Genomic DNA, 24,144 nt, shown 5'->3' with positions numbered 1-24,144 from the left:
ATCTCCTCACGCTCCTCCAGCGTCAACGACCTCCGCACCGCCACGAGTACCCCCCCCAACTGCATTGTTGCTATGAGGTTTTGACACCGCCGGTACTTCAAACAGGCGTCTGACATCATGAGTAGCGATGAGGAGAGACGACGGTCAAGAAACGGCAAAGCGTCCCTGAAGTCGCAGGTCAGGAAGGGTGAACCGTCAAGGCACTCCGGGCCGGGGCACTCGCGACGGTGCTTCCCGCGCGAGCGGGGGTGAACCGTTCCTCGGCATCCCCGCCTTCCCCTCGCAGACGTGCTTCCCGCGCGAGCGGGGGTGAACCGGACGAGGGCCTGGTTGAGACCGTCAGTGGAGTTCGGTGGTTGACCTGCTCGGCAGGTCGCCCGTAACGACCTCGGGTCGTTCGAGGCGCGCCGGCGCGTGTCGCCGCGGGTTGCTGGGTTCCACGGACCCGGAGTGCTGCCGGTCTTCTCCTTTCTGTTCCTTATCGGGACGGCGCTCGGCTGTCAGGTGACGGCTGGGATGAACTTCCCCCTGCTGGGCCGCCCGGCTTCGTGAGGTCCAGGTGCGGTGCTCATGGTTCAAGGGCCCGCTCGATGTGGGCAGTTGCTGTCCCGGATGCAAAGTAACCCTTGGGGGTAATCCTTGGGTCAAACCCTTGGAATCAATGCAAGGGTTTGGCATGCTCGACCCATGACAGAGAAGAAGCTCCGCCTCATTCCCACCGGCACGTGCTGGTGCGGCTGTGAGAAGGAAGTCGGCCTCGGCAAGTTCTTCGCACCCGGCCACGACAAGGTCGCCGAAGCCGCCGTCATCGCCATCAAGTACGGCTCTTCCGTGCCCGAGTTCCTCCACGCCCACGGCTATGGGCCCCATCACTCCGTCAGCCGCGCTGCGGTCGACGCCGGCGTCTGGGAGGAGTGCCGCGAGTGCTCCAGCGAACCCGGCTATCGAGGAACGGCGGAGAGCATCGCCAATCACAAGCGCAAGTATCACCGCGCCGAGAAATAAGGCCCACGCCCGTGACCATCGCGCAGATCTTGGAGAAGCGCATCCGGGCCCTCGGTGGCCACCTGGGACACCCGGCGCGCCGTGACCGCGCTCCGCGACGCCGGTCACGGTGACGGCAACCAGCGGCAGCAAGAGAAGCGAGCCCGCAAAGCCCTCCGCGACCTTGCCGCAACAGGCGTCATCGTGAAGATCGACCCGGACAGCGCCACCTACCGACTTGCCGAGCAGTGAGCACGCCCATGAACCGAAAGACGCCGTGCTTGGGGCAGGCGCGGCCGAACTTTCGAGAAGCGTATTCCCCGGCCCGCAATGGTGCATGGCCGCGGCGCCCCACAACTGCGTCGCTATCGCGATCGGTTGGAAATGATCATGTGAGTCCGGGGGCGCCGGCGGCCGGGTCAGATCCCGTCCGTGATGGCGTAGGCCCTCGGTGATGTCGTTCCGCCCTGCTAGGCGGAGCACACCGACGGCGAGCTGATGCAGGGAGGGCATCGCCCGCGACGCACTGCTGGTCCGCACCTGAGCGGCATACTTCCGCACGTCGCACCCCCGGCGACATCGCGACCCGATGCTTTTGTCGCCGGCCTGTCCGCTACGGAACGTAGCCGCGCCGTGGGTTGGTCACGGTGTCAGGGGGCTCACGAAGCTCGCCGCAGCCCGGGTGATCCGTTGCCCCTCGAATGTGGCTCCGCCCTACGCCTCGGGGGCCGTGGTCGCGTTGAAGTGAAGAAGGACTGGTGCAGCGAACGCTGCACGGTCCCCCGTTCATGCCGGATCGAGGGGGATACAGCCGGATGGAAACGGGTGGCTATGTCCGTTGTTTCGGCATCGTCGCAGGTGAGAGGCGTCACTCTTATGGGTTCGAGTCCCACCCGCCCCACCAGTTTTACCCTGCGGAAACGTTCTGACCTGCGGAAACGTGGATTGCCCGGCTGTTTTCCGTGCGGTACTGGCCGCGCACCGTGCGGTACTGACCCGCTGTCGCAGCGTGTCAGCGCACTTCAGGGGCGTCTGACCTGGTCTTTTACGGCGGTTTCCTTAGAGAGCGTCGTGGCGCGGTCCCACGGCCGCCGAGGGAGGCTTCGCGCTCCGTCCACAACCCGCCACATCGCATGACGTCCCCGCTCCCTGCCGTGCCCGGTCTGCCAGGAGACACCGCCTGCATCGGCGCGGCCCGGAGCGGGCGGCTTCTGCTTGCCTGGGTGCGATGCGGCGGCGCACCTGATGGACGCCGCACCCGCGGTCCACGTCTCACCGCAGGGCACAGTTGTTTTGAATGCTCTCGCGCATCCACTCATCGCCGGGGCGCTGAGCGTGCTGGCCTTCGTCCGGGTCAGGCTCTGCAGCTTGCGGAGTACACGCGACCTTGACATCACAGGCGACATCTCTGTCATTCAGATCCATGACACCGCACACCGCACACCGGTCCTGCGCCCTGTACGTGGTTCCGGGCTGCCCGGCCGCTGCTGGCGGCCGCCCGCGCCCATCACCGGCTGGAGTCCCGCCCGGCCGGAGAGAGCGTATTCGCCCCGGTGCTGCGTTCCGGGGCACGGCATCTGTGCACTCACGCCGAGAGCCTTCCTCAGCTCGACGTGGCTGCGCTTGCCAGAGTCCTCGTTCCTTCAGCGGAAGATGCACTTCGAGGGCCGCGCCGCGCTTTGTCAAATCCCTCTGGTAACAGGGGAGGTGTCGTCTAGCGTCTGGTCTGACGGGAGGGACGGAGGCGGTGTTGATGAGCGGGGGCGGCGGGAAGCGGAGCCGTCTTTCATCCAAGGCGGTACTCGCCGTATGGGTGCGCAGTGGAGGCAGGTGCATGCTGTGCAATGCATATCTGCTGGAGGGGACAGAGGACGTGCGCCTGCGCCAGGCCGAGCAGGTCCGGGCACAGGAGGTCAGTCGGTTCCATCACGGCGGACCCCGCCGGGACCCGCGCCCCCGGCCGTGGTGACCGACGTCTGCCCCCCCGCGCCTACTGGTCCGGATCGTCGGCGCCATCGCCACGGATCCGATGAGGTGGAATTGGCCCACGGGCCTCACACCCCGTTCCGGCCAGGACCTGCAACGACGAGTCGGCCGGCCCGGCTCATCGCCGGACGCGGCCGGAAAGCACCAGGTGGGGGTGGGACGGTGCAGGTGGTTCGCGCCGAGTACTATCCCTGCGAGGTTTGCCGGTCGGCGCTCTCCCACAGATGGCTTTTCCACCCACGGGCTTCGGGACTTCAGCGGCCGACACCGACGCTTCGAGCGGTCTCACCCGCGGTGGCGCAGTCGCGGGGACATCCGAGCAGGGAGGAAGAGGGGAATGAGTGTCGAGGAGGGCTGGTCCCGGGTGATGGGTCTGCTTGAGCAGCACGCCCCGGGTGATCACGCGGATCTTCCCGGGCCGGCTACGGAGAACATGCTCGCGGCCGCCGAGGAGCGCATGGGCGTCGCCCTCCCTCAGGACCTGCGGGCGTGGCTGCTGCAGAACAATCTGGATCTTCCTGAGGAAGACGTGGACGAGGACGTCGAATGCTGTGGCTACGCCGGATTCCCGGACGAGGGCAGCTTCTTCCTGGGCATCCGATCCATCGAGAGCCTCTATGCGAACCGCTCCAGGCCGGGTGGGTTCGACCCGCCGGACCAGCCGGACAATCCGTTCTGGCGTAATGAGTGGATCCCCTTCCTGTCCGACCAGGACGGCTGGGCCGGAAAGTTCATCGACACGCGGGACGGGCGGATCGGCAGGTGGTTCGTCGGGGAGATCACCATCACGGGTGAGTACGAATCACTGGCCCAGTATTTCGACTCCCTGGCAGAGATGCTGAGGAAGATCGCCGACGGAGACCACCCGGTCTGCAAGGTCGACGAAGGGCGACTCCTCTGGTCGTGACGTGAAGTATCCCGGTTGTCGAGGCACTTGACCCCGAGCACCGCAGCGTGGCCGGAGCATCACCCAGGAGGTCGTGACGCAGTCGTGCGGGAGGCGCATCCCGAAGATGTCGCCGTCGCTGCGAGGATTCGGCAAACAGAACAGGAATGCCCCCCACGGCCGGCCGTGGGGGGCATTCTCACTTCACTGCACTGCTACGGCGTGGGTGCGGTGAAACCGTCGAGGTCCAGCCAGTAGTCGTCGTCCTCCGTCAGACGCTCAACGCTGATGAAGGTCCCGAAGGGCTGCATCGACTGGGGGTTGACCCAGTTCGACATAGACGACCGGCCGCAGGGCTCCTTCCAGGTGGGTGCCGGTGCGTCCGGGCGCAGATTCAGGCTCATGGTGTCGTCGGGATTGCGCCTGAGATAGGTCTGCACGCATTCTGCTCCGCTGTACGAGACGGGGTTGGGGCCGTTGACGTTTCCGCCGCTCTGCAGGGAATTGGCGAATGTGAACTCGTCGCAGCTCTTCTTGTCGGTGATCGGCTTTCCTGCGTCCGCGGACCACATGTCGCTGAACAGGCCGGTGTCCTTGTACGTCTTCCACCGTCGCTCACAGATGAACCGCCCCGGGTTCGGTAGAGATCTCAGATTGTGGTGATGACCTGGGGTTTCGTGAGTTCGGTGTAGTAGTTGGCTTGGTATTCGACGGGTGGGACGGGGCCTATCTCACCGTGGAGTCGTCGGTGGTTGTACCAGTCGACCCACTCGGCGGTGGCGAGCTCGACATCGGGCAGCGTCTTCCATGGCCGTCGGGGCTTGATCAGCTCGGTCTTGAACAGGCCGATCGTGCTTTCCATCAGGGCATTGACGTAGGCATCGCCGACCGATCCGATCGAGGCGGCGATGCCGGCGGCGTCCAGATGCTCGGCGAGCCGGAAACTCGTGTATTGCGACCCGGCGTCGGAATGATGGATCAACTCACCCGGCCGGACGGGCTGTTCGTCGCGGTCGCGTTGCCAGATCGCCGTCTCCAGGGCGTCCAGCACGAAGACTGTCTCCTTCACGGTCGCGGCGGACCGGCCGACGATCCGGCGGGAGAAGGTGTCCACGACGAACGCGACGTAGACGACGCCGGCCCAGGTCTTCACGTGGGTGAAGTCCGCGACCCAGCACCGGTTCGGGGCGGCGGCGACGAAGTCGCGGTCGACCAGATCGGGAGCCCGCTCGGTCTGTCCGCCGGGGAGGGTGGTGATGACGCGCTTGCCGCGCACCGCACCCTGGATGCCGAGCTCGCGCATCAGGCGCTCGACGGTGCAGCGGGCCACGGCATGTCCCTGCCGGTTCAGCTCGCGCCAGATCTTCCTCGCGCCGTAGACGCGGTAGTTGGACGTGTAGACGTCCTGGATCCACTCCTTGAGACCCTCGTCGCGCACGGAACGGGCCGAGGGAGTTTCGAGGCGTTTCTTGCAGGCGTAGTACGTGGAAGGGGCGATCTTGCAGTCATGCTCGGTGAGCGTTCTGCAGATCGACTCGACCCCGCCGAAGCGGTCCCGGTGCTCGTCGATGAACGCTACGAGCGTGTGTGTGGCCGGTCGAGCTCGGCCGCGAAGAAAGACGCCGCCGCCTTCAAGATGTCGTTCGCCCGCTTCAGCTCGGCGTTCTCCTTCTTCAGTGCCTTGAGCTGGGCGGACTCCTCCGTCGTCGTCCCCGGCCGCTGTCCGGCGTCGATCTCGTGCTGAACTAATGACATACGGTATCGCAGGCATGCCCTGACCTCGACTGACCTCGGCCGGATGGGCCGAGAGGTCGAGCTCGATGAGGTTGTTCGCCAGCGTCCACGCCTCGAATCAGGGCATCTATGCAGGGAAGTCGATCGTGGGCAGGACCCGGAGCATGGCCACTGACTCGATCGGGCTCCCTGTTGGCCGACGGGGGTATCGCCGACCCGGCCGGTGTGCGTTCAGTCGGTAAGCCCTGCGGCGGAGCGGGCCACGTGGAGCGGATCGGTTCGGTTCCGGGCGCCCCAGGAGCCATCGGCCGTGCGGGCGCCGCCGAGTGCGGGGGACTGGAACCGGCCGTCGACAACGACTGTGCGACGTGCGATGCGCCACATGCTGTCGCGCCGCGTGAAGCGGTCCACGTAACGCCCCCATGCTTGTCGGCTGAGCGCGTCACCGTCGTCGATCGTGCGATGTGGGTCCTTCGTGGTGAGGCGCGCGCTGACGAAGTAGGTTTCGACGACGGCGCTATCGGGACCGGTCGGCTCGATCAGGCAATTGCCCAGGAAGTGCACGGAGTTGTCGACCCCCTCGAAGCGGTCGGTAAGCCAGGAGATCAGGCCGTCTATATCGCCGTTGAAGGATCCGTGCTGGTCGTGGGCGTCCGGGTGGTAGGCGGACCTGACCAGCTCCCAGTCGCCGCGGTCCACCCCGCGGGCGTAGCGGGCCAGCGCATCCTGGATCTCCTGCCGGTCGACCAGGCGTTGCAGTGCCTTCGGTGATGCTGTCATCGCGAACGTTCGCCTCCGATTCCACCGCCTGTATGGCGTACCCTCTAGCGGCTAGAAGATATATCATGCGTAATAGATTTAATGCATGTGCGCTCGCTCCGCATGCGCGCCAGTTGGAGGTCTGCTGTGACAATGCCCGGTTCAACAGGAAAACCCCTTGAGGGGCTGCGCGTTGTGGAGTGTGCGAGCTTCGTTGCTGGCCCGTCGGGCTGCATGACGCTCGGTCAGCTCGGCGCCGACATCATTCGCGTCGACCCCATCGGCGGTGGCCCCGACTATCAACGGTGGCCGGTGTCGGAGCGCACGGGGAAGAGTCTGTACTGGACGGCGCTGAACAAGGGCAAGCGCTCCGTCGCCGTCGACCTGCGCAGCCCGGAGGGACGCGAGCTGGTCATCGCACTCGCCACAGCTTCCGGCAGGGACAACGGCATCGTCGTCGACAACAACGCAGGGCGTCCCTGGCTGTCGTACGAGGTCCTGGCCGAGCGGCGCACAGACGTGATCCAGGTGCACATCCAGGGCTACGCAGACGGCCGTCCGGCAGTGGACTACACGGTGAACCCCGAGGTCGGCGTGCCACATCTCACCGGCCCCGCGGGGTCCGGCGACCCGGTCAACCACGTCCTGCCCGCCTGGGATCTCCTCGCGGGCATGACGGCCGTTACCGGCCTGCTCGCTGCGCTGCACAGAAGGGAACGCAGTGGGCAGGGCGCCTTCCTTCAACTGGCCCTGCACGATGTGGCCCTGGCCGGGGTGGCCGGCATGGGCTGGCTCGCCGAGGCCGAGGAGCAGGGGGACCGGTCGCGCCACGGCAACCATCTGTACGGCAGCTTCGGCGTCGACTTCGCCACAGGGGACGGGCGGCGCGTGATGGTGGTGGCGCTCACCCCACGGCAGTGGGCGGCGCTGCGCACCGTCACCGGAACGGAGAAGGTGTTCGCAGCCCTGGAGGACGTCCTGGGTGTCGACCTGGACGAGGAGTCCGAGCGCTTCCGGCTGCGCGAAACCATTGCCGCAGTGCTGCGCCCCTGGTTCGAGGCCCGCGTGCTGGATGAGGTGACGCGGGAGCTGGACGCGGCCCATGTCCTGTGGAGCGGGTACCGGACCATGGGGGAGGTGGCCGCCGAGATCCGCGCGGGCGGCGGGTCCGGAGTGATCGGGCAGGTGGATCAGCCCGGCATCGGGGAGGTGCTCACCGCGCGTTCGCCCCTGCGCCGGGGCGAGGAGTACGGGCCGGTGGCTACGGCGCCGAGGCTCGGCGAGCACACTGGGGAGGTGCTTGGCGAGGTGCTCGGCCTGGACGGAGCAGAGCTGGGCGGGTTGGTCGACCGGGGTGTCGTGGCCCCGTTCTGAAAATGCGGATGGGCTCCGGCACGGTGGAGCCCATCCGCGTCCTCAAGGAGAGGCGAGCATCCGGCGGGCCCGTTCGAGCACGGGCTTGTCGACCATCTTTCCGTTCACCACGGACACCCCCTCCCGTGCAGCCGTGACCTCCCGGGCCCAGCGAAGCTCCTCCTCCGTGGGGGCGAACGCCTTTTCGGACTGCGCCACTTGAGCCGGATGGATGCACAGCTTCCCGGCGAAACCGAGGCGACGGGCGTGGGCCAGATCGGCGGTCAGAGCGGTCTCGTCCCGGACGGCGGTGGTGACGCCGTCCACGGGCGGCGCCAACCCAGCTGCAGCTGCGGCGCACACCAGACGGCTGCGGGCATAGGCCAGCGCTGCGTGGTCGTCGGGGGAAACGCCCAGCTCACCCGCAAGATCGACGTTCCCCAGCGCAGCCCGCACGACGCCGGGTGAGGAGCACACATCGAAGGCCCGCTCGACGCCGAGCGCCGTCTCGACGAGGGCGACGATGACTACGGAGGGGCCGAGGCGGTCGCCGAGTTCTGAGAGGGCTGCGGGGTCCTCCGCCTTGGGTACGACGACCGGCGTCCCGGACCGGGCGGCCATCGCCACATCCGCCTCATACCAGGGCGTCCCCGGGCCGTTGACCCGGAGCAAGGCGTGCCCGTTCGACGACAGCCAGGCGGCCGCATGCCGACGGGCCTCCTCCTTGCGCTCCGGAGCCACCGCGTCCTCCAGGTCGAGGATGACGGCGCCGGCGCCGCTTTCGGCTGCCTTGGTGAAGCGGTCGGGGCGGTCGGCCGGCACGAAGAGGAGGGTGCGGGCCCGGGTGAGGGCACTGTTCACGCGAAGGTCACCTCGCCGGTGCTGTGCCGGTCCGCTCGGCCGGTCGAGACGCGCAGAGCGGCACGGTCGCCGTCCGGTGTCCCATGAGCGAGCAGTGGCTCGCCTGTGTAGACCGGACTGCGGAGGCGGAAGGAGAAGTTCCGCACGGTGCGGGGCTCGTTCCGGCGGGCGAGCTCCAACATCAGCAGTGCCAGCAGCGGACCGTGTACGACCAGCGCGGCGTGCCCCTCGGTCTCCCGGGCGTACGGGGCGTCGTAGTGAATGCGGTGGGCGTTGGCGGTGAGCGCGCTGAAGCGGAACAGCGACACCGGGTCCGGGACCAGCGGAAGCTGCCAGCTCTCCTTGGACTCGGGCTCCTCCGACGCTGTGAGTGCAGTCGGTACCGCTGGGGCAGAGCCGGAGCGGTACACGATGTCCTGCTCCTCGACGGCGCAGACGTGGCCCTCCTGGGCGTACTCGTACCGCACGGTGGTGAACAGCAGGGGGCCGGCGGAGCCCTGCTTGACCGATACCGTACCGAGGCTGCTGGTCCGCCGGGTGCGGACGCCGGTGAGCAGAGGGCGGCTCACCTCGTACCGGCCGCCGGCGAACATGCGTCGGCGGTCCGGGATCGGCGGCAGGAAGTGGCCGTGCAGTGGATGCCCGTCCGGGCCGAGGTCCTGTTGCGGCACCCACTCCAGGAAGTGCAGCCAGTGCCACAGCGGTGGCAGCGGATCTCCGGCGGCGGGCCCGTCCTCGGGCCGGCCGAGCAGCGCGGCGAAGGCGGCTGCCGGGCCGGGGGACAGATCATCCTTGCGCACCAGCGCGGTCGGGGCCCAGGAATCGACGTGGGCTGCGAGTTCGTCCGCGGTCAGCGGCATCCTTGTCTCCAACTGGTCCGTGGGGCTCTGGGGGTGGGTGGGGCTACCGGCGCGAGCCGGAAGGGGTCAGCGCGCGCAGCACGGTACTCACGTCCGTGGCCGTCTCCAGATTGAGCAGTGTTTCGACTGCGTGGTCCGTGTCCGCCTCGCTGAGCACCCCCGAGGCGTTGTGCCGGAACTTGCCGACCAGTTCGTCCGTCGTCGCGTACGTCGCGAGGTCCAGGGAGGGGCTTCCCTTGGCGAAACTGCGTTCGGCGGTGTACGTCCTGCCGCGTGTGGTGACCTCGACGCGGGTGGGGCGGGCCGAGGGGTTCGCCTCGATCGCGGTCACGTAGTCGGGGTGGGACTCATAGGTGACCTTGTCCATGAGACTACGTACTGAGGAGCCGAAGACCAGGTCCGGGTCCTGCCAGCCACGGCCGGGGGTGATGCGGTGGGCGCCGACAGCGATGCCGTGCGCGATGCTGAACTGCGCGTCGTGCACGTGCTCCACCTCACGGCTGAGCCACACCGGCTCCATGACCCAGCCCTCGCCCCAGACGCGGATCGACTCGATCTCCTGCGGCTTGATGTCGTGGGTCTCGACGATCTCGATCAGCGCGTCCAGAGGGGCGTGCAGAATGCGGCAGTGCGGGTACGGCTTGTAGCTGTGCTGGGCGGGGAAGTCCCAGCGGGTGCCGAGACCGTCGGTCAGGTTCTCGGGGGCCCAGCGGCCGGTGCCGATGAAGCGCCGGTAGCCGACCTCGGCGTCGTCCAGCACCTGCAGATCGCCGCGGTGGCCCAGCTCCGCCATCCAGTTCGCGGTCAGTGCGGTTTGCGCCAGGGTTCCGGCCTGGAGGTGGTATTTGGCGGTGGAGCTGGGAGCGTGCGCGATCCACGCGCGGTGGGCGTTGACGGGGGAGGAGGTGGCGGCGATGCCGAGGCCGTGCGCGAGGGTCGAGGCGGACAGCCCGCGGAGCCTGCCGATCGCGGCGGTGGCACCGAAGATGGTGCTGCTGAAGCCCACCACGGGTGACAGAGCGGTCTTGCCGTCCTTGGTGTCGCGCAGGTAGTCCATGGACTTGCCGAAGCGGTGCGTGATCTCATGCGCGAGCGCGACGGCCGCGATCAGCTCCTTGCCGCTCGCGCCGCGCTCCTCGGCAACGGCCAGAGCTCCGGGGATCACGTACGGCGCCACGTGGCCAGGTGGGAGAACGGCGTCGAAGTCGAGGGCGTTGATCAGCTCGCCGTTGGCGAACCCCGCGCCGAACACCGAACTGCGCTTGTCCGAGCCGAGGATGGTGGCGGACTCGTCCGTTCCGCCCAGCAGGCCGGCGTACTCGATGGCTATGCGCCCGCGGGGCTCGTCGACGGCGGCCAGGGCGCAGCCGATCGAGTCGAGGAGCACCCGCTTGCTGTCGTCCGCCACCTCGTGCGGCAGATTGCTGTACGAGGTGGCGGCGGTGAAGTCGGCGAGGTGTTGGGTGAGGGTGACGGCCATGGAGGAAGTCCTTTCGCGAACTGGTGTTCCGGCAGCGGGTATCAGCTCTTGCGGGTTTCGACTTCCCCAGTGAGGGCGGGGACGACGTCGAAGAGGTCGCCGATGACGCCGTAGTCGACGAGTTCGAATATGGGTGCTTCTTCGTCCTTGTTGATGGCGACGATGGTCTTGGAGGTCTGCATGCCGGCACGGTGCTGGATGGCACCAGAGATGCCGGCGGCGATGTACAGCTGTGGTGAGACGGACTTGCCGGTCTGGCCCACTTGGTTCGCATGCGGGTACCAGCCCGCATCCACCGCGGCGCGCGACGCACCGACGGCCGCGCCGAGCGAGTCGGCGAGAGCCTCGATGACCACGAAGTTCTCGGCACCGTTGACGCCACGGCCACCGGAGACCACGATCGCCGCCTCCGTGAGCTCCGGACGACCCGAGGACCCACGCGAGGTGCGGACGGTCACCTTGGTGCCGGTCGCAGCCTCGGAGAAGCTCACGGCCAGCTCCTCTACCGTGCCGGCGGCGGGGGCGACCTCCGGGGCGGCCGAGTTCGGCTTCACGGTGATAACCGGAGTGCCCTTGGACACACGGGATTTGGTGGTGAACGCGGCCGCGAACACGGACTGCGTCGCGATGGGACCGTCGTCGCCGTTCTCGAGGTCGACGGCGTCGGTGATGATGCCCGAGCCGATCCTCACGGCAAGGCGGCCGGCGATCTCCTTGCCCTCTGCGGAAGAGGGCACCAGCACCGCCGCCGGAGAGACTGCGTCGTAGGCGGCCTGGAGAGCGTCGACCTTCGGTACGACCGAGTAATCTGAGAACTCCGCCGCATCGCTGGTCAGGACCCTGACCGCGCCGTACTCGGCCAGGATCTTCGCGGCGTCGGCGCCGCCCGGCCCCAGATGCACGGCGACGGGATGACCGATACGACGGGCTAGGGTCAGCAGCTCGAGGGTCGGCTTGCGGACGGCACCGTCCATGTGGTCGACGTAGACAAGAACGTCAGCCATGGGAAATCACTCCTTGTTCGATGGAGACCGGGGGCAGGCAGCTCAGGCTCAGATGAACTTCTGGTCGGCCAGGAACCCGGCGAGCTGCTTGGCGCCCTCGCCTTCGTCTTTCACGATCGTGCCCCGCGTACGGGCCGGGCGGGGCGCCGCGTCCTCGACCTCGGTCCAGGCGCCATCGAGGCCGACCTCGTCTGCCTCGATGCCGAGGTCGTCCAGGTCCAGAGACGTGACCGGCTTCTTCTTCGCGGCCATGATGCCCTTGAAGGACGGGTAGCGGACCTCACCGGACTGGTCGGTGACCGACACCAGCGCCGGCAGGGTGGCCTCGAGTTCCTCGGAGGCGGCGTCGCCGTCGCGGCGGCCGGTGACCTTGCCGTCGGCCACGTCGATCGCGGACAGACAGGTGACTTGCGGGAGGCCCAGGCGCTCGGCCAGCATCGCCGGCAGCACACCCATGGTGCCGTCGGTGGAGGCCATGCCGGTGACGACCAGGTCGTAACCGGTCTTTTCGATGGCCTTGGCCAGGATCAGCGAGGTGCCCATGGCGTCCGAACCGTGGATGCCGTCGTCCTCGACGTGCACGCCCTCGTCCGCTCCCATCGACAGGGCCTTGCGGATCGCGTCCCTGGCGTCCTCCGGGCCGACGGTCACGACGGTGACCTCGGCATCGGCCCCCTCCTGCAGTCGGCCTTCGGCGATCTGCAGGGCCTGCTCCACCGCGTACTCGTCCAGCTCCGACAGCAGGCCGTCCACGGCATCCCGGTCCGTGGTCAGGTCCTTTGCGAAGTGCCGGTCGCCGGTGGCGTCGGGCACGTACTTCACACAGACGACGATCTTCAAGGCATGGGCCCTTTCATGCACGGGGCCATCGGCCCCAGGACGTACGGGGGAACAGAGGCGGTCGGTCACAAAGTGGTGGCGGTGCCACCGTCGACCGGCAGCACCGCGCCGGTGATGTATGAACCGGCGGGTGAGGCGAGGAAGATGGCGGTGCCGGCCATGTCGGTGTCGTTCGCGAAGCGCTTCAGTGGGACCGGTGCGAGCATGGCCTCCTCACCGCGCTCTTCCAGCGTTCCCTTCAGCATCTTGCTGTGGAACATCCCCGGAGCGATCACGTTCACAGTGATGGACGACGGGGCGAGCTGGTCCGCGAGGTGCTTGCTGAGCTGGTGCACCGCGGCCTTGGAGGAGGAGTACGCGTACGTCTCGTGGGAGGGGACGTGCAAGCCGTCGATCGAACCGACGGTGATCACCCGGGCGGGGTTCTCGTGGGAGGCGGCGGCCTTCAGTAGCGGCAGCAGCGACTTCACCAGGAAGAACGGGCCCTTCACGTTCAGGTTGAAGACCTTGTCCCAGCCCGACTCCGGGTACTCCTCGAGCTTTTCTGCCCAGATCGCGCCGGCGTTGTTCACCAGTACGTCCAGGCGGGACTCCCGCTCGGCGAGCCGGTCGGCCAGGGAGCGGCATTCCTCGGCGCTGCCCAGGTTCGCCGCCAGCGCGTGACACTCGCCGTACTGCGACAGCTCCTTGGCCGCCGCCTCGCAGGCCTCGGCGCTCCGGGAGCAGATGTAGACGCGGGCGCCGGCGCGAACAAAGCCCTTGGCGACGGCGAAACCGATTCCGCGGCTGCCGCCGGTGACGAGGACGGTCTTCCCCGCGACGGTGAACAGGCTGACCAGGGAAGGATCGATGGCGGTCATGCGCAGCCTCTCGGGACGTGGACGCTCCATGAATGGGGAGCTCATCGTGCACCATACAAAATATATTGTTCGCCTACAATGGTCATCCGACCAACGGATCCGCACCATGGAGGCGCACCCATGCCCGCATCGGGGAAAGACCTGCTGGACCTGCTCGACCTCGACGAGGTCGGCACCGACGGCTTCCTGGGCCAGGCGGCCCCGCGTAGTCGGATGGTCCGCACCTACGGCGGTCATCTGCTGGCCCAGGCGCTGATGGCTGCCTACCGCACGGTCCCGTCCGGCCGTCCGGTCCACAGTCTGCACGCCTCATTCCTGCGGGGCGGCGACGCCAAGGAGCCCGTGCGCTACGACGTGACGCACGTGCGCGACGGACGGTCATTCACCTCGCGCCGTGTGGTCGGCGAGCAGCACGGGCGTCAGATTTTCGAGCTCACCGCCTCCTTCCACCGCGACGAGGCCGGCTACGAGCATCAAGCGCCGATGCCGCACGTGCCGGCGCCGAGGGACGCGGTCCCGCTCGTCGACGCGCTCGAAGGTGTCGACGTCGATGCGAAGTCGTTCTGGCGTGAGGAGTGGAAGGCGCTCGATCTGCGCGTTGTTCAGGAGTGCGAAGCGGCGGCGCAGGCCGCGAAGAACGGGACCGTGGCGGGCGGCCCGCCGCAGCCGTCCCGCGAGCGGCTGTGGTTCCGCGTGCACGATTCCCTCGACAGTCAGGAAGTGGCCCTGAACTCCTGCCTGCTGGCCTACATGAGTGACCTGACGCTGCTGTCGACCGCGCTGCGGCCGCACGGCTATCCGTTCCTTGCCCCCGAGGTGCAGCGGGCGACCGTCAACCACACGATGTGGTTCCACGAGATCGTTCCGGCCGACCAGTGGATGCTGTACGACAAGTCCTCCGACTGGGCGGGAGGGAGCCGTGGACTGGCCACCGCCCAGGTGTACAGCCCCATCCGGGGCATGGTCGCCACGGTTGCGCAGGAGGGACTGATCCGCCCGCACGGTGTGTATTCCGCGCAGCCCGCTCCTGTCCGGACCCTGCCTGCCTCTTGACACTGCATGCATTACACATTTTATATCGTGTGGAGCATTCAGGTGTCTGTCCGGCCGAGGCCCAAGCCCGCCGGCCACCTCCCAGGAGGCCGCACCACTGTCACCACCGAATCGAGGCAGAGTGACCATCCAACAGGACGTGCCGCACACCGCCGTGCCGGCCGTCTCGGACCGCAAGCCGCGGACCAAGGCCGTGGCTGCCGCCATCTCCGCGTCGGCCATCGAGTACTACGACTTCATGATCTACGGTACGGCCGCCGCGCTGATCTTCCATGGTCAGTTCTTCCCCGACGTGAGCCCGACAGCGGGCGCCTTGGCCTCGTTCGCCACCTTTGCCGTGGGCTTCGCCGCCCGGCCGCTCGGAGCCGCAGTGTTCGGGCACATCGGCGACAAGCGCGGCCGTAAACCCGCCCTCGTCAGCGCCATGGTCCTGATGGCAGTGGCTTCCACGCTCATCGGACTGCTCCCCAACTTCGCCATGGCCGGGATCATGGCACCGCTGCTGCTGGTCCTCCTGCGCGTGGCGCAGGGCATGGCCGTCGGCGGACAGTGGGGCGGCGCGTCCCTGCTGGCCTTGGAGCACGCACCGCCCAACCGGCGTGGGCTGTACGGCGCCATTCCCCAGCTGGGCGTGCCCTTCGGCATGGTCACCGGCAACCTGGTCTTCATCCTGGTGGGGAACCTGGTGGGCCCGGAAGCTTTGGACAGCTGGGGCTGGCGGATCCCGTTCCTGCTCAGCATCTTGATGCTTCCGATCGCCTACGCGATCCACCGCAACATCGAAGACAGCCCCGAGTTCCGCCGGGCAGAGCAGGAACGCCGCAACCGGGCGCAGTCCGTGCCGGAGTCCTCGCTGCTGGAGATCCTGCGCCGCCCCAAGGCCGTGCTGCTGGCCGCCGGCACGTTCGCCCCGGCCACCATCAGCTTCTACATCATTACCACTGGCATGCTCGACTACGGCGTACACGAGCTCGGCATGGGCAAGAACAGCGTGCTCACCGCTGTGCTCATCGCGATGGCCGGGTGGACGGCCGGCACGATCGGCTTCGCCGCCCTGTCGGACAGGATCGGCCGGCGCCCGGTGTTCGCCGCGGGGGCCGTCGTCTCGGGCGTCTGGGGGTTCGTGGTGTTCCCGCTGGTCGACACGCGAGAGATGCCGCTGCTGATCCTCGGCCTGTCCGTCGGGCTTGCCGCGGTGGGAGCCATGCAGGGACCGGTGGTCGCGATGTTCGCCGAAATGTTCCCGCCCGAGGTGCGGTACACCGGCGCCTCGCTCGGACATCAGGTGGCCAACATTGTAGGCGGCGGCTGGGCGCCGCTGATCATGATCGCCCTCCTGGACGTGGGTGACGGAACCCTCCTGGTCTCCGCCTACGTGGCTGCAGCCGCCGTGCTGGGCCTGATCCCGCTGGCGCTGCTGGGCCGTCTGAAGGCTGCCTCATGAACACTCGCGCACCGGGCCGCTACACCGGCAGGGTCGCTGTGGTCACCGGGGCGGCCTCCGGCATCGGCCGGGCTGTCGTCGACGGTCTGGTCGCCGAGGGCGCCCTGGTCGTCGCCAACGACGTGAGCGCCGGACCACTCGGGGAACTGGCCTCGGACCGAGTCGTCACTGTGACCGCGGACGTCCGCGAACCCCATGCCGCGCAGCAACTGGTCGGCGCCGCCCGAGACCTCGCAGACGGGCGCATCGATGCCCTGTTCAACAACGCGGGCATCAGCCGTCCCGGTCGCGCCGCGGAGATCGATGAGGAGACGTGGTCGCACGTCATGGGCGTCAACAACGACGCCGCCTTCCACGTCGTCACCGCGGTCGGGCGCGTCATGATCGAGCAGGGTCACGGCGCGGTCCTCAACACGGCGTCCGTCGCTGGTACCCACGGCCTGCCGGGGAACGTGCCGTACGTCGTCTCCAAGCATGCCGTGGTGGGCCTGACCCGCGCGCTCGCCGTCGAATGGGGCGTGCACGGCATCCGGGTCAACGCCCTGTGCCCCGGCCTGACCGCGAGCGGAATGAACACCCGGCTGCGGGCGGCCGACAGCGGCTACTGGGAGGCACGCGAGGCCGTGGTCCCGCTGCGGCGGGCCGGCACAGCCGAGGAACAGGCGTCCGTCGCCCTGTTCCTCAACTCGCCGGAGGCCTCCTACGTCTCGGGCCTGATCGCCGAAGTCGACGGCGGCACGCACGCGCTGTACGCCGGATACGCCGTGAACCGGCCTGTATGAGAAGAGGGGCGGTAGGCGCTCTCGCGCCTACCGCCCCTCTTCTCATGTGTCAGCTCGCCTGCTGCTCCTCGGCCCACATGCCGCGCTTCTCCAGCGTCTCGATGAGCCGTGCGGCACTGCCCTGGATGTGCTTTTCGAAGACCGAGCGTGCCTTGCGCGTATCGCCGTTCTTCAGCGCGTCGAGAAGGAGCGGATGCTCCGAGCGGGCGTTGTCGACCTGCCCCTCGATGGTGGCGTAGAACTGATTGGGCAGCTGCTTGACGACCGTGCCCAGCAGCAGGGCGAGCCGCCGCGAGCCGGCGGCCAGGTTGAGCTCGCGGTGGAAGAGATGGCCCAGCTCGGCCAGCGAGCGGGTGTCACCCGCCTCGGCGGCGCGCTCGTACTCCTCGATGTTGGCCTCCAGCCGCGCGATGGCTTCCGGAGTGATCCGCTTGGCGGCGCGCGCCGCGAGCTCACCCCCCAGCCGGGCCTGCGCCCAGAAGAGGTCCTGGACATCGCCGGGGGTGAAGGGCGCGACGATGAAACCGCGCCGCGGCACGAGCTGTACGAAGCCCTCGCTCTGCAGGAGCAACAACCCTTCACGCACAGGGGTGTTGCTGACCCCGACGGCCTCGGCGATGGGCTCCATCCGGAGGAAATCTCCGGCCTTGACCTCCCCGGTGATGACCAACTCGCGCACATAGGCGGCTACTTCCTCAGGAAGCTGCTTCCGCCTGTCGCTGGGGGTCCGCCTGGTGGCTGGGGGGCTGCTGTTCACTGGCTTCCGCTCCGTGTTCGTCGGCGTCGCTTCCGTCGATACTGACAGTCACCCGAGAGGTTGAGGAAGCATTCCCAAACTTTATATAGGAAATGAAGTATTCTAGCCCACTTTGTGTGGTCCCTGCAACGGCTTGGGCCCCGCCACGGCGCAGGGCCCGGAACCCGGGCGTGTGTACGCCTCCGGTCCCAGGTCCTGCGTCCTTCGGGGCTGCTGTCGGGTGTCAGCCCTGGCTCTTGTGGTTCTCCAGCAGGCGGCGGCCGATGATCATGCGCTGGATGTCCGCGGTGCCCTCACCGATCAGCAGCATCGGCGCCTCGCGGTAGAGCCGCTCGATCTCGTACTCCTTGGAGTATCCGTAGCCGCCATGGATGCGGAAGGAGCCCTCGACGACCTGGGCGCAGTATTCGGAGGCGAGGTACTTGGCCATGCCGGCTTCGAGGTCGTTGCGCTCCCCGGAGTCCTTCTTGCGGGCGGCGCGGACCATCATCTGGTGCCCGGCCTCGGTCTTGGTAGCCATCTCCGCAAGGCGGAACAGCACGGCCTGATGCTGGGCGATCTTCTTGCCGAATGTCTCCCGCAGCTGGCTGTATTCGACGGCCAGTTCGTAGGCACGGTGGGCGACACCGACGGCCCGGGCGGCGACGTTGACGCGGCCGACCTCGACGCCGTCCATCATGTGGTAGAAGCCCTTGCCACTGGTGCCGCCCAGGATGCGGTCGGCGCCGATGCGGTGGCCGTCGAAGAGCAGCTCGGTCGTGTCGACGCCCTTGTAGCCCATCTTCTCGATCTTGCCGGGGACGGTGACGCCCTGTGCCGTCTCACCGAAGCCCTCCTTCTTCTCCACGAGGAAGGTGGTCATGTTCCGGTGCGGGGCGTCCTGTCCCTCATCGGTCTTGACCAGCACGGCCACCAGGTTCGCCGAGGCGCCGTTGGTCAGCCACATCTTCTGGCCGTCGATGGTGTACGTGCCATCGGCGCCCTTGACCGCCTTGGTCTTGATGGCCGAGACATCCGAGCCGCAGTCGGGTTCGGACATGGAGAACGCCCCGCGGATCTCGCCGGTGGCCATGCGCGGCAGGTAGGAGCGCTTCTGCTCCTCGGTGCCGTGACGGGAGATCATGTAAGCGAGGATGAAGTGGGTGTTGATGATGCCGGAGATGCTCATCCAGCCGCGGGAAAGCTCCTCGACCACGAGGGCGTAGGTGAGCAGGGACTCGCCCAGGCCGCCGTACTCCTCGTCGATGGTGAGTCCGAAGATGCCCAGGCCCTTCAGACCCTCGACGATCTCGGCCGGGTACTCGTCCTTGCGGTCGTACTGGGAGGCGACGGGGAGGATCTTGGTGTCCACGTAACTGCGGACAGTCCGGAGGATCTCCTCCTGTACGTCGGTGAGGCCCTCGGTCTCGCAGAGGCGGCCCATGCGCGGTTCCTTCCTGGTCCTGAGGGGTGCGGGGGCGGGTTCCGAGCCGTGCGGGTGGAGCGCGGCGGAGCCCGTATCCTCATGCATCATATATAAAATGTGCCACAGATTGACCCTGTGAGACTCCTTGTAGAAGCAAAATATATTACGTATCTTCCATGATTATTGGTCTCGACGAGCTGGAAGGAGCCGCGATGAGGGGGCAACGAATAGCCGGCAAAGTGGCTCTGGTGGTGGGCGCAGGGCAGTCGGAGGGGGCCACGGTCGGCAACGGCCGGGCCGCCGCACTGCTGATGGCCCGCGAAGGCGCCGCAGTGGTCGCGGTCGACCGGAACGAGGCCTCCGCGGAGGAGACCGCGAAGGCGATCGCCGATGAAGGCGGCCGGGCGCTGGCCGTGAGGGCCGACGTCACCAGCGAGGCCGACATCGAAGCAGCGGTCACTGCCTGCGTCGACGCCTATGGCCGCCTGGACATCCTGCACAACAACGTCGGCGTGGCAGCCGCTGCGGCCGGCGATGCGCCGGTCACCGAGATCGAGCCCGAGGCATTCTCCCGCATCGTGGCCGTCAATCTGCGGGGCATGGTGCTCACCTGCAAGCACGCCCTGCCCGTCATGCGGGAGCAGGGCAGCGGCGTGATCATCAACATCGCCTCCAACGCGGTGCTCATCAACTACCCGAACGTCGGCTACCGCACCTCGAAGGCCGGCGTGCTGTCCCTGACCGAACACGTGGCCGCCGCCAACGCCGCATACGGCATCCGCGCCAACGCGGTGCTGCCGGGGCTGATGGAGACCCCGATGGCGGTCGAGCCCCGCATGCGGAAGTCGGGGGCCCGCAGGGAGGAGGTGGTTGCCGAACGCAATGCCCGCGTACCTCTGCGGCATCCCGGCGGGACGGCCTGGGACGTTGCCCGCGCCGCGTTGTTCCTTGCTTCCGACGAGGCCGCTTTCATCACGGGGGCTTCCCTCGTGGTCGATGGCGGTCAGAGCCTCATGGCGGGCTGAGACCCGCGGCGGACCACTCCCCGATACGGGGGTTCCGTTACACGCAAGTTTGCGAAATGTTTCCTCGTGCGACCGGCGAAGTGGCCGGCGCCTGAGCCAGAGCGAGGTCAGCGATGCAGCACCTGCCTCTCAAGGGCATCCGAGTCCTGGAGTTCGGGGGATACATAGCCGCCCCCTATGCGAGTTCCATGCTGTGCGCCTTGGGCGCCGACGTGATCAAGATCGAGAAGACGGGGGACGGTGAGGACTTCCGGCGGGGCGTCGACAACCGCAGCTCCTATTTCATCCAGTACAACGCCGGCAAGCGCAGTTTCGCCGTCGATCTCAAGAGCCCCGAGGGCCTTGAGGCCGTGAAGGCCCTGCTCCCGAGCGCCGATGTGGTGTTGGAAAACATGCGGCCGGGCAAGCTGGCCGCCCTAGGACTGGGGGAGGAGGAGTGCCGCGCGAAGCGGCCCGACCTCGTCTACGCCTCCGCGTCAGGGTTCGGCGACGGCGGCGCGCTGCGCTCCCGGCCCGCCTACGACACCATCGGCCAGGCCTTCGGCGGCCTGTACACGGTCCTCGGGGAGGCTGGGCGCCCGGCGCTGACCGGTTCCTGTCTCGCTGACCTCATCACCGGCGTCACCGCCTTGACCGGAGTGCTGGCCGCCCTGGTCGGGCGGGCTGCGACCGGGAACGGGCAGCGCGTGGAGACCTCGATGATGGAAGCGGTCAGCACCCTCACGATCGACGCCATGACGCAGTACTTCGACAACGGCCATGAGGACCCCGCCTGCGGCAGTCGCCATCCACAGGCGCAGAACTTCTGCCTCAAGACGGCAGTCGGCGACGACATCGCCCTGCACCTGTCGTCCTCGCAGAAGTTCTGGCTCGCCCTCCTGGAGGCCATGGACCGCGCGGACCTCGCGGACGACCCGCGCTTCACGACCTACAACCTGCGGATGGAGCACTACACCGAGCTCGTGGAGATCGTCGAGGCGGAGTTCGTTGCCAGGACGTCCGCCGAGTGGGAGAAGCGGCTCACCCAGGCTGACGTGCCCTTCGCTCCGGTGCTCACCATGTCGGGCTTCATTGAGCACCCCCAGACCCAGTGGCTGGAGTTGGTGGAACCGGAGCGCGACGGCCTGTCCCTGCTGCGTCCGCCGTGGCGGTTCGACGGCACCCGGCCCGAGCGCCCCGGCAAGGCTCCCCTGGTTGGGGAGCACACCTGGGAGCTTGCCTCGGAGGTGTACGACGAGGCGCGCGTTAAAGCCCTGCTCGACTCCGGAGTGCTCTTCGCGGGCGTCTGACGGGCGGGTTGTCCTGAATGGGTGCGGCCCTCGGGTGAAAGGGCCGCACCGGGAGCGCGTACAGGCGCCGTGTATTCGCGTTCACGACCTTTGCTGCGAGCAGTTCTCCTGAATGCTTCAGCAACTGCCCGATATTCAGGGGCGTTACAGCAATTCTGCTGCACTGAATTTCCCGCGGATTGTCTTCCGGGTCAACCTGAAGCCTTGACGCACATTATATATGAAGTATGTTGCACGGAATGGCGATCGTTACCGCCGCAGACACCATGGAGGAAACATGAAGCACACTTCAGTGCGGCGTACAGCCGCAGCGCTGGCCGTTCTGCTGAGTGCCAGTGGGCTGACGGCGTGCGGCGGCGGTGCCCAGGGCACGGCGGTCAAGGGTCCGTGGAAGGACGTGGTCGCGGCCGCCGAGGAGGAGGGCGCCGTCAGCTTCTACTCGGTGATGCCCGGCGCGCAGAACAAGCGCCTCGTCGACGCCTTCGAGAAGGAGTACCCGGAGATCACCGTCAACCTCACCCGCGGTGCGGGTGAGCTGCCGGCGCGGGTCGAGTCGGAGATCAAGTCGAAGTCGGAGGGCGCCGACGTCTTCCTCTACAGCGACCCGGCCTGGTTCTCCAACCAGAAGGGCGCCTTCCTCGAGGCCGACGGTCCGTCGCTCAAGGGCTGGAACGACGACGCCTGGGCGGTGAAGAGCAAGGTGATCATTCCCTCCGCCTACCCCTACTCGATGTTCGTGTGGAACAAGAAGATTTTCCCCAAGGGCTTCAAGAAGTGGGAAGACACCGTCGATCCCTCGGTCAAGGGCAAGCTCGGCCTGCGCACCGACGTCACCACGTCGCTCGCCGGCTACCTGGACTTCCAGGAGAAGGAGCTGGGCGAGGAACATCTGGTCAAGAGCGGCAAGCTCAGCCCCAAGTTCTACCCCTCGGTCGTCACGATGACGCAGGCCGTCGCCTCGGGAGAGATCGGCGTGACCAACGCCTCCATCCCCTCCACGGTGAAGGAGCTGCAGGCCCAGGGCGCGCCGATCGAGGCGACCGTCCCCGATCCCAGCTACTGGATCGAGTGGGGGGCGGCGGCCCTCAACAAGACGCAGCGGCCCAACTCCGCACGCGTCTTCCTCGACTTCATGATGTCCGAGAAGGGCCAGGCCGCGATCAACGGCGACGGCTTCGGCGCCGCCGGGCGCGACGGCGTCGAGGGCACCATCGAGCCGGCCGAGGACGCGGCGATGCTCGACTCCTCCTCGTACACCCCGGAGCGCATCGAGGAGTCCAACAGGAAGTTCAAGAAGTGGTTCCACTGACCGCGTGGCCCGGAGGGCACTCCAGCAAGGACGTAAGAGACATGAACGAGACTCTCACCGAGGTACTCGGCGAGTTCGCCGCCACCGCCGACATGGGCGCCATGCCGCACGAGGTCGTGGACGAGGCCAAGCGGCTGGTCCTGGACACTCTCGGCTGCGCACTGGGTGGTGTCACCGAACCCAAGGGCCGGATCGGCATCGACTACGGCGTGCTGCTGGGCGGTTCGGCGGGCGAGGCCACGGTGTTCGGCACACCCCGCCGCTCGTCTCCCGTGGGCGCGGCCTTCGCGAACGCCGAGCTCGTCAGTGCGCTCGACTTCGACGCCGTGCTGCCCCCGGGCCATGTCTCGCCGTACGTCCTTCCCGGGACCCTGGCGTTCGCCGAGAGCGGCGCCGTCACCGGCAGGAAGCTGATCGAAGCGGTCGCGGTCGCCCACGAGATGACCTACCGCTTCGGCAAGGCCATGGACTACGTCCGCGACATGACGGACGGCGAGACGAAACTCGCCCCCGTCGTCGGCTACGCCTGCTCGGTGTTCGGCGCCGCCGCCGCGGTGGGTATGGTCCGTGGCAACCCCGCGGAGACCATCGCCCACGCGCTCGGCATCGCCGGGGCCCTCTCACCGGTTAACTCCCACGGTGCCTGGATACGTCACGCCCCGAGCTCGACCGTCAAGTACACCCCGGCCGGACCACTGGTGCAGGCCGCCATCAGCGCGGCGCTGATGGCGGAGCTCGGGCACCGGGGCGACCGGCAGATCCTGGACGACGCCGAGTTCGGCTACCGGCGCTTCATCGCCACCGCGCGCTGGGAGCCGTCCCATCTCACCGACGGGCTGGGCACCGAATGGCGCTTCCCGACGGAGGCGACGTACAAGCCCTACCCCCACTGCCGGGTGCTGCACGCGCCGCTCGATGCCCTGATCGGGCTCGTGCGCGAGCACGGCATCGCCCCCGCGGAGATCGATGCGATCCGGCTGTGGGGCGAGGGGTGGATCAAGGAGCCGGTCTGGCTGAACAACCGCATCGAGCACGTGCAGGACGCGCAGTTCAGCATTGCGCACGGGCTCGCCGCCGGCGCCCATGACCTGCCGCCCAGCCGGGCCTGGCAGGCCCCGGAGTTCGTCTTCGGCGACTCGGTACTCGGCCTGATGAACAAGGTCACCTTCGAGGTCCACCCCGAGTACACGGCGCAGCTCGCGCAGCACCCGTCGGCCCGGCCCACCCGCATCGAGGTCGACGCCCGCGGTACGACCTACGCCGCCGAGCGCAGCTTTCCCAAGGGCAGTCCCTCGCCCGACCCGGACACCACGATGACGACGGACGAGCTGGCTGCCAAGTTCCGGGCCAACGCCGACGGCGTGCTCACCGACGCGGACACCGAGGCCCTGATCGAGGGCGTCCTCGGGCTCGACAAGGCCGAAGACGTCCGGCCGCTGCTGCGCCAGGCCGCCGGCCGACCGGACTGAACCG

Annotated in this window: 23 protein-coding genes; 11 read left to right on the top strand and 12 right to left on the bottom strand. The window is 67.8% G+C overall.

Translation table 11 applies throughout. From position 1 onward, the window contains the following. Nucleotides 1–687 precede the first annotated feature (687 nt). The 3 genes from FHX80_RS06895 (at nt 688) to FHX80_RS06890 (ending at nt 3,877) form a co-directional block, all read left to right on the top strand. Complete coding sequence (locus tag FHX80_RS06895; protein ID WP_145763389.1) at nt 688–1,005, top strand: hypothetical protein; 318 nt, start codon at nt 688–690, stop codon at nt 1,003–1,005. A gap of 54 nt (nt 1,006–1,059) precedes the next feature. Beyond that, the gene (locus FHX80_RS34610) at nt 1,060–1,236 is read left to right on the top strand and encodes a hypothetical protein (RefSeq protein ID WP_167523376.1); all 177 of its coding nucleotides are present in this window, start codon (nt 1,060–1,062) and stop codon (nt 1,234–1,236) included. Between the two features lie 2,071 nt (nt 1,237–3,307). Further along, entirely contained in the window at nt 3,308–3,877 is a 570-nt protein-coding gene (locus FHX80_RS06890; protein WP_145763388.1) for an SMI1/KNR4 family protein, read from the top strand. A 194-nt stretch (nt 3,878–4,071) separates the two neighbouring features. Here FHX80_RS06890 and FHX80_RS06885 read toward each other — a convergent pair whose 3' ends face one another. From FHX80_RS06885 to FHX80_RS06875, 4 genes are all read right to left on the bottom strand, one after another. Next, nucleotides 4,072–4,428 carry a hypothetical protein gene (locus FHX80_RS06885; RefSeq protein WP_208764593.1) on the bottom strand — a complete coding sequence of 119 codons (357 nt, stop codon included), beginning with the start codon at nt 4,426–4,428 and terminating at the stop codon, nt 4,072–4,074. Between the two features lie 77 nt (nt 4,429–4,505). Continuing rightward, nucleotides 4,506–5,426 carry an IS3 family transposase gene (locus FHX80_RS06880; RefSeq protein ID WP_244318538.1) on the bottom strand — a complete coding sequence of 307 codons (921 nt, stop codon included), beginning with the start codon at nt 5,424–5,426 and terminating at the stop codon, nt 4,506–4,508. Between the two features lie 5 nt (nt 5,427–5,431). Beyond that, the gene (locus FHX80_RS35520) at nt 5,432–5,611 is read right to left on the bottom strand and encodes a hypothetical protein (RefSeq protein ID WP_244318657.1); all 180 of its coding nucleotides are present in this window, start codon (nt 5,609–5,611) and stop codon (nt 5,432–5,434) included. Nucleotides 5,612–5,821: 210 nt separating this feature from the next. After that, on the bottom strand, nt 5,822–6,370 hold the full coding sequence (locus FHX80_RS06875; protein WP_145763386.1) for a nuclear transport factor 2 family protein: 549 nt from the start codon (nt 6,368–6,370) through the stop codon (nt 5,822–5,824). 81 nt (nt 6,371–6,451) lie between these two features. Between FHX80_RS06875 and FHX80_RS06870 the strand changes: the two genes are divergently transcribed. Further along, complete coding sequence (locus FHX80_RS06870) at nt 6,452–7,723, top strand: CoA transferase (protein ID WP_341874007.1); 1,272 nt, start codon at nt 6,452–6,454, stop codon at nt 7,721–7,723. Between the two features lie 42 nt (nt 7,724–7,765). On the opposite strand, the gene FHX80_RS06865 is transcribed toward FHX80_RS06870, so the two are convergent. From FHX80_RS06865 to FHX80_RS06840, 6 genes are all read right to left on the bottom strand, one after another. Next, a complete protein-coding gene (locus tag FHX80_RS06865) occupies nt 7,766–8,563 on the bottom strand; it encodes an HpcH/HpaI aldolase/citrate lyase family protein (RefSeq protein WP_145763384.1) in 798 nt (265 codons plus the stop codon). After that, a complete protein-coding gene (locus FHX80_RS06860) occupies nt 8,560–9,423 on the bottom strand; it encodes an HTD2 family dehydratase (protein WP_145763383.1) in 864 nt (287 codons plus the stop codon). Before FHX80_RS06860 ends, FHX80_RS06865 begins: the two co-directional genes overlap by 4 nt. A gap of 43 nt (nt 9,424–9,466) precedes the next feature. Next, a complete protein-coding gene (locus tag FHX80_RS06855; protein WP_145763382.1) occupies nt 9,467–10,903 on the bottom strand; it encodes an MmgE/PrpD family protein in 1,437 nt (478 codons plus the stop codon). A gap of 41 nt (nt 10,904–10,944) precedes the next feature. Further along, entirely contained in the window at nt 10,945–11,907 is a 963-nt protein-coding gene (locus FHX80_RS06850) for an electron transfer flavoprotein subunit alpha/FixB family protein (RefSeq protein ID WP_145763381.1), read from the bottom strand. Between the two features lie 48 nt (nt 11,908–11,955). Continuing rightward, on the bottom strand, nt 11,956–12,729 hold the full coding sequence (locus FHX80_RS06845; protein ID WP_145767118.1) for an electron transfer flavoprotein subunit beta/FixA family protein: 774 nt from the start codon (nt 12,727–12,729) through the stop codon (nt 11,956–11,958). Between the two features lie 83 nt (nt 12,730–12,812). Next, entirely contained in the window at nt 12,813–13,637 is an 825-nt protein-coding gene (locus tag FHX80_RS06840) for an SDR family oxidoreductase (protein ID WP_167523375.1), read from the bottom strand. A 90-nt stretch (nt 13,638–13,727) separates the two neighbouring features. Here FHX80_RS06840 and FHX80_RS06835 point away from each other — a divergent pair, with 90 nt between their 5' ends. The 3 genes from FHX80_RS06835 (at nt 13,728) to FHX80_RS06825 (ending at nt 16,886) form a co-directional block, all read left to right on the top strand. After that, a complete protein-coding gene (locus tag FHX80_RS06835) occupies nt 13,728–14,660 on the top strand; it encodes an acyl-CoA thioesterase (RefSeq protein ID WP_167523374.1) in 933 nt (310 codons plus the stop codon). 121 nt (nt 14,661–14,781) lie between these two features. Beyond that, a complete protein-coding gene (locus FHX80_RS06830) occupies nt 14,782–16,104 on the top strand; it encodes an MFS transporter (RefSeq protein ID WP_145763378.1) in 1,323 nt (440 codons plus the stop codon). After that, entirely contained in the window at nt 16,101–16,886 is a 786-nt protein-coding gene (locus tag FHX80_RS06825) for an SDR family NAD(P)-dependent oxidoreductase (protein ID WP_145763377.1), read from the top strand. The genes FHX80_RS06830 and FHX80_RS06825 overlap by 4 nt, the downstream gene beginning before the upstream one ends. Before the next feature lie 49 nt (nt 16,887–16,935). Here the strand turns inward: FHX80_RS06825 and FHX80_RS06820 are convergent, their stop codons facing one another. Both FHX80_RS06820 and FHX80_RS06815 read right to left on the bottom strand, forming a co-directional pair. Next, nucleotides 16,936–17,643: a GntR family transcriptional regulator gene (locus tag FHX80_RS06820; protein ID WP_145763376.1), complete on the bottom strand. Its 708-nt coding sequence runs from the start codon at nt 17,641–17,643 to the stop codon at nt 16,936–16,938. A 223-nt stretch (nt 17,644–17,866) separates the two neighbouring features. Next, on the bottom strand, nt 17,867–19,066 hold the full coding sequence (locus FHX80_RS06815; RefSeq protein ID WP_145767117.1) for an acyl-CoA dehydrogenase family protein: 1,200 nt from the start codon (nt 19,064–19,066) through the stop codon (nt 17,867–17,869). A gap of 194 nt (nt 19,067–19,260) precedes the next feature. On the opposite strand from FHX80_RS06815, the gene FHX80_RS06810 reads away from it, so the two are divergent. The 4 genes from FHX80_RS06810 (at nt 19,261) to FHX80_RS06795 (ending at nt 24,140) form a co-directional block, all read left to right on the top strand. Next, nucleotides 19,261–20,073 (top strand): SDR family NAD(P)-dependent oxidoreductase, encoded by an 813-nt coding sequence (locus tag FHX80_RS06810; protein WP_244318153.1) that lies wholly within the window; start codon nt 19,261–19,263, stop codon nt 20,071–20,073. A 113-nt stretch (nt 20,074–20,186) separates the two neighbouring features. Then, nucleotides 20,187–21,362 carry a CaiB/BaiF CoA transferase family protein gene (locus tag FHX80_RS06805; protein ID WP_145763374.1) on the top strand — a complete coding sequence of 392 codons (1,176 nt, stop codon included), beginning with the start codon at nt 20,187–20,189 and terminating at the stop codon, nt 21,360–21,362. Nucleotides 21,363–21,639: 277 nt separating this feature from the next. Next, entirely contained in the window at nt 21,640–22,671 is a 1,032-nt protein-coding gene (locus FHX80_RS06800; RefSeq protein WP_167523373.1) for an ABC transporter substrate-binding protein, read from the top strand. 41 nt (nt 22,672–22,712) lie between these two features. Continuing rightward, the gene (locus FHX80_RS06795; protein ID WP_145763372.1) at nt 22,713–24,140 is read left to right on the top strand and encodes an MmgE/PrpD family protein; all 1,428 of its coding nucleotides are present in this window, start codon (nt 22,713–22,715) and stop codon (nt 24,138–24,140) included. Nucleotides 24,141–24,144 lie beyond the last annotated feature (4 nt).

Origin of the sequence: Streptomyces brevispora (genome assembly GCF_007829885.1) — a bacterium.
GTDB lineage: Bacteria > Actinomycetota > Actinomycetes > Streptomycetales > Streptomycetaceae > Streptomyces > Streptomyces brevispora.
The sequence above is the reverse complement of the archived record's forward strand: the minus strand, read 5'-3'. Positions and strand labels throughout refer to the sequence as shown.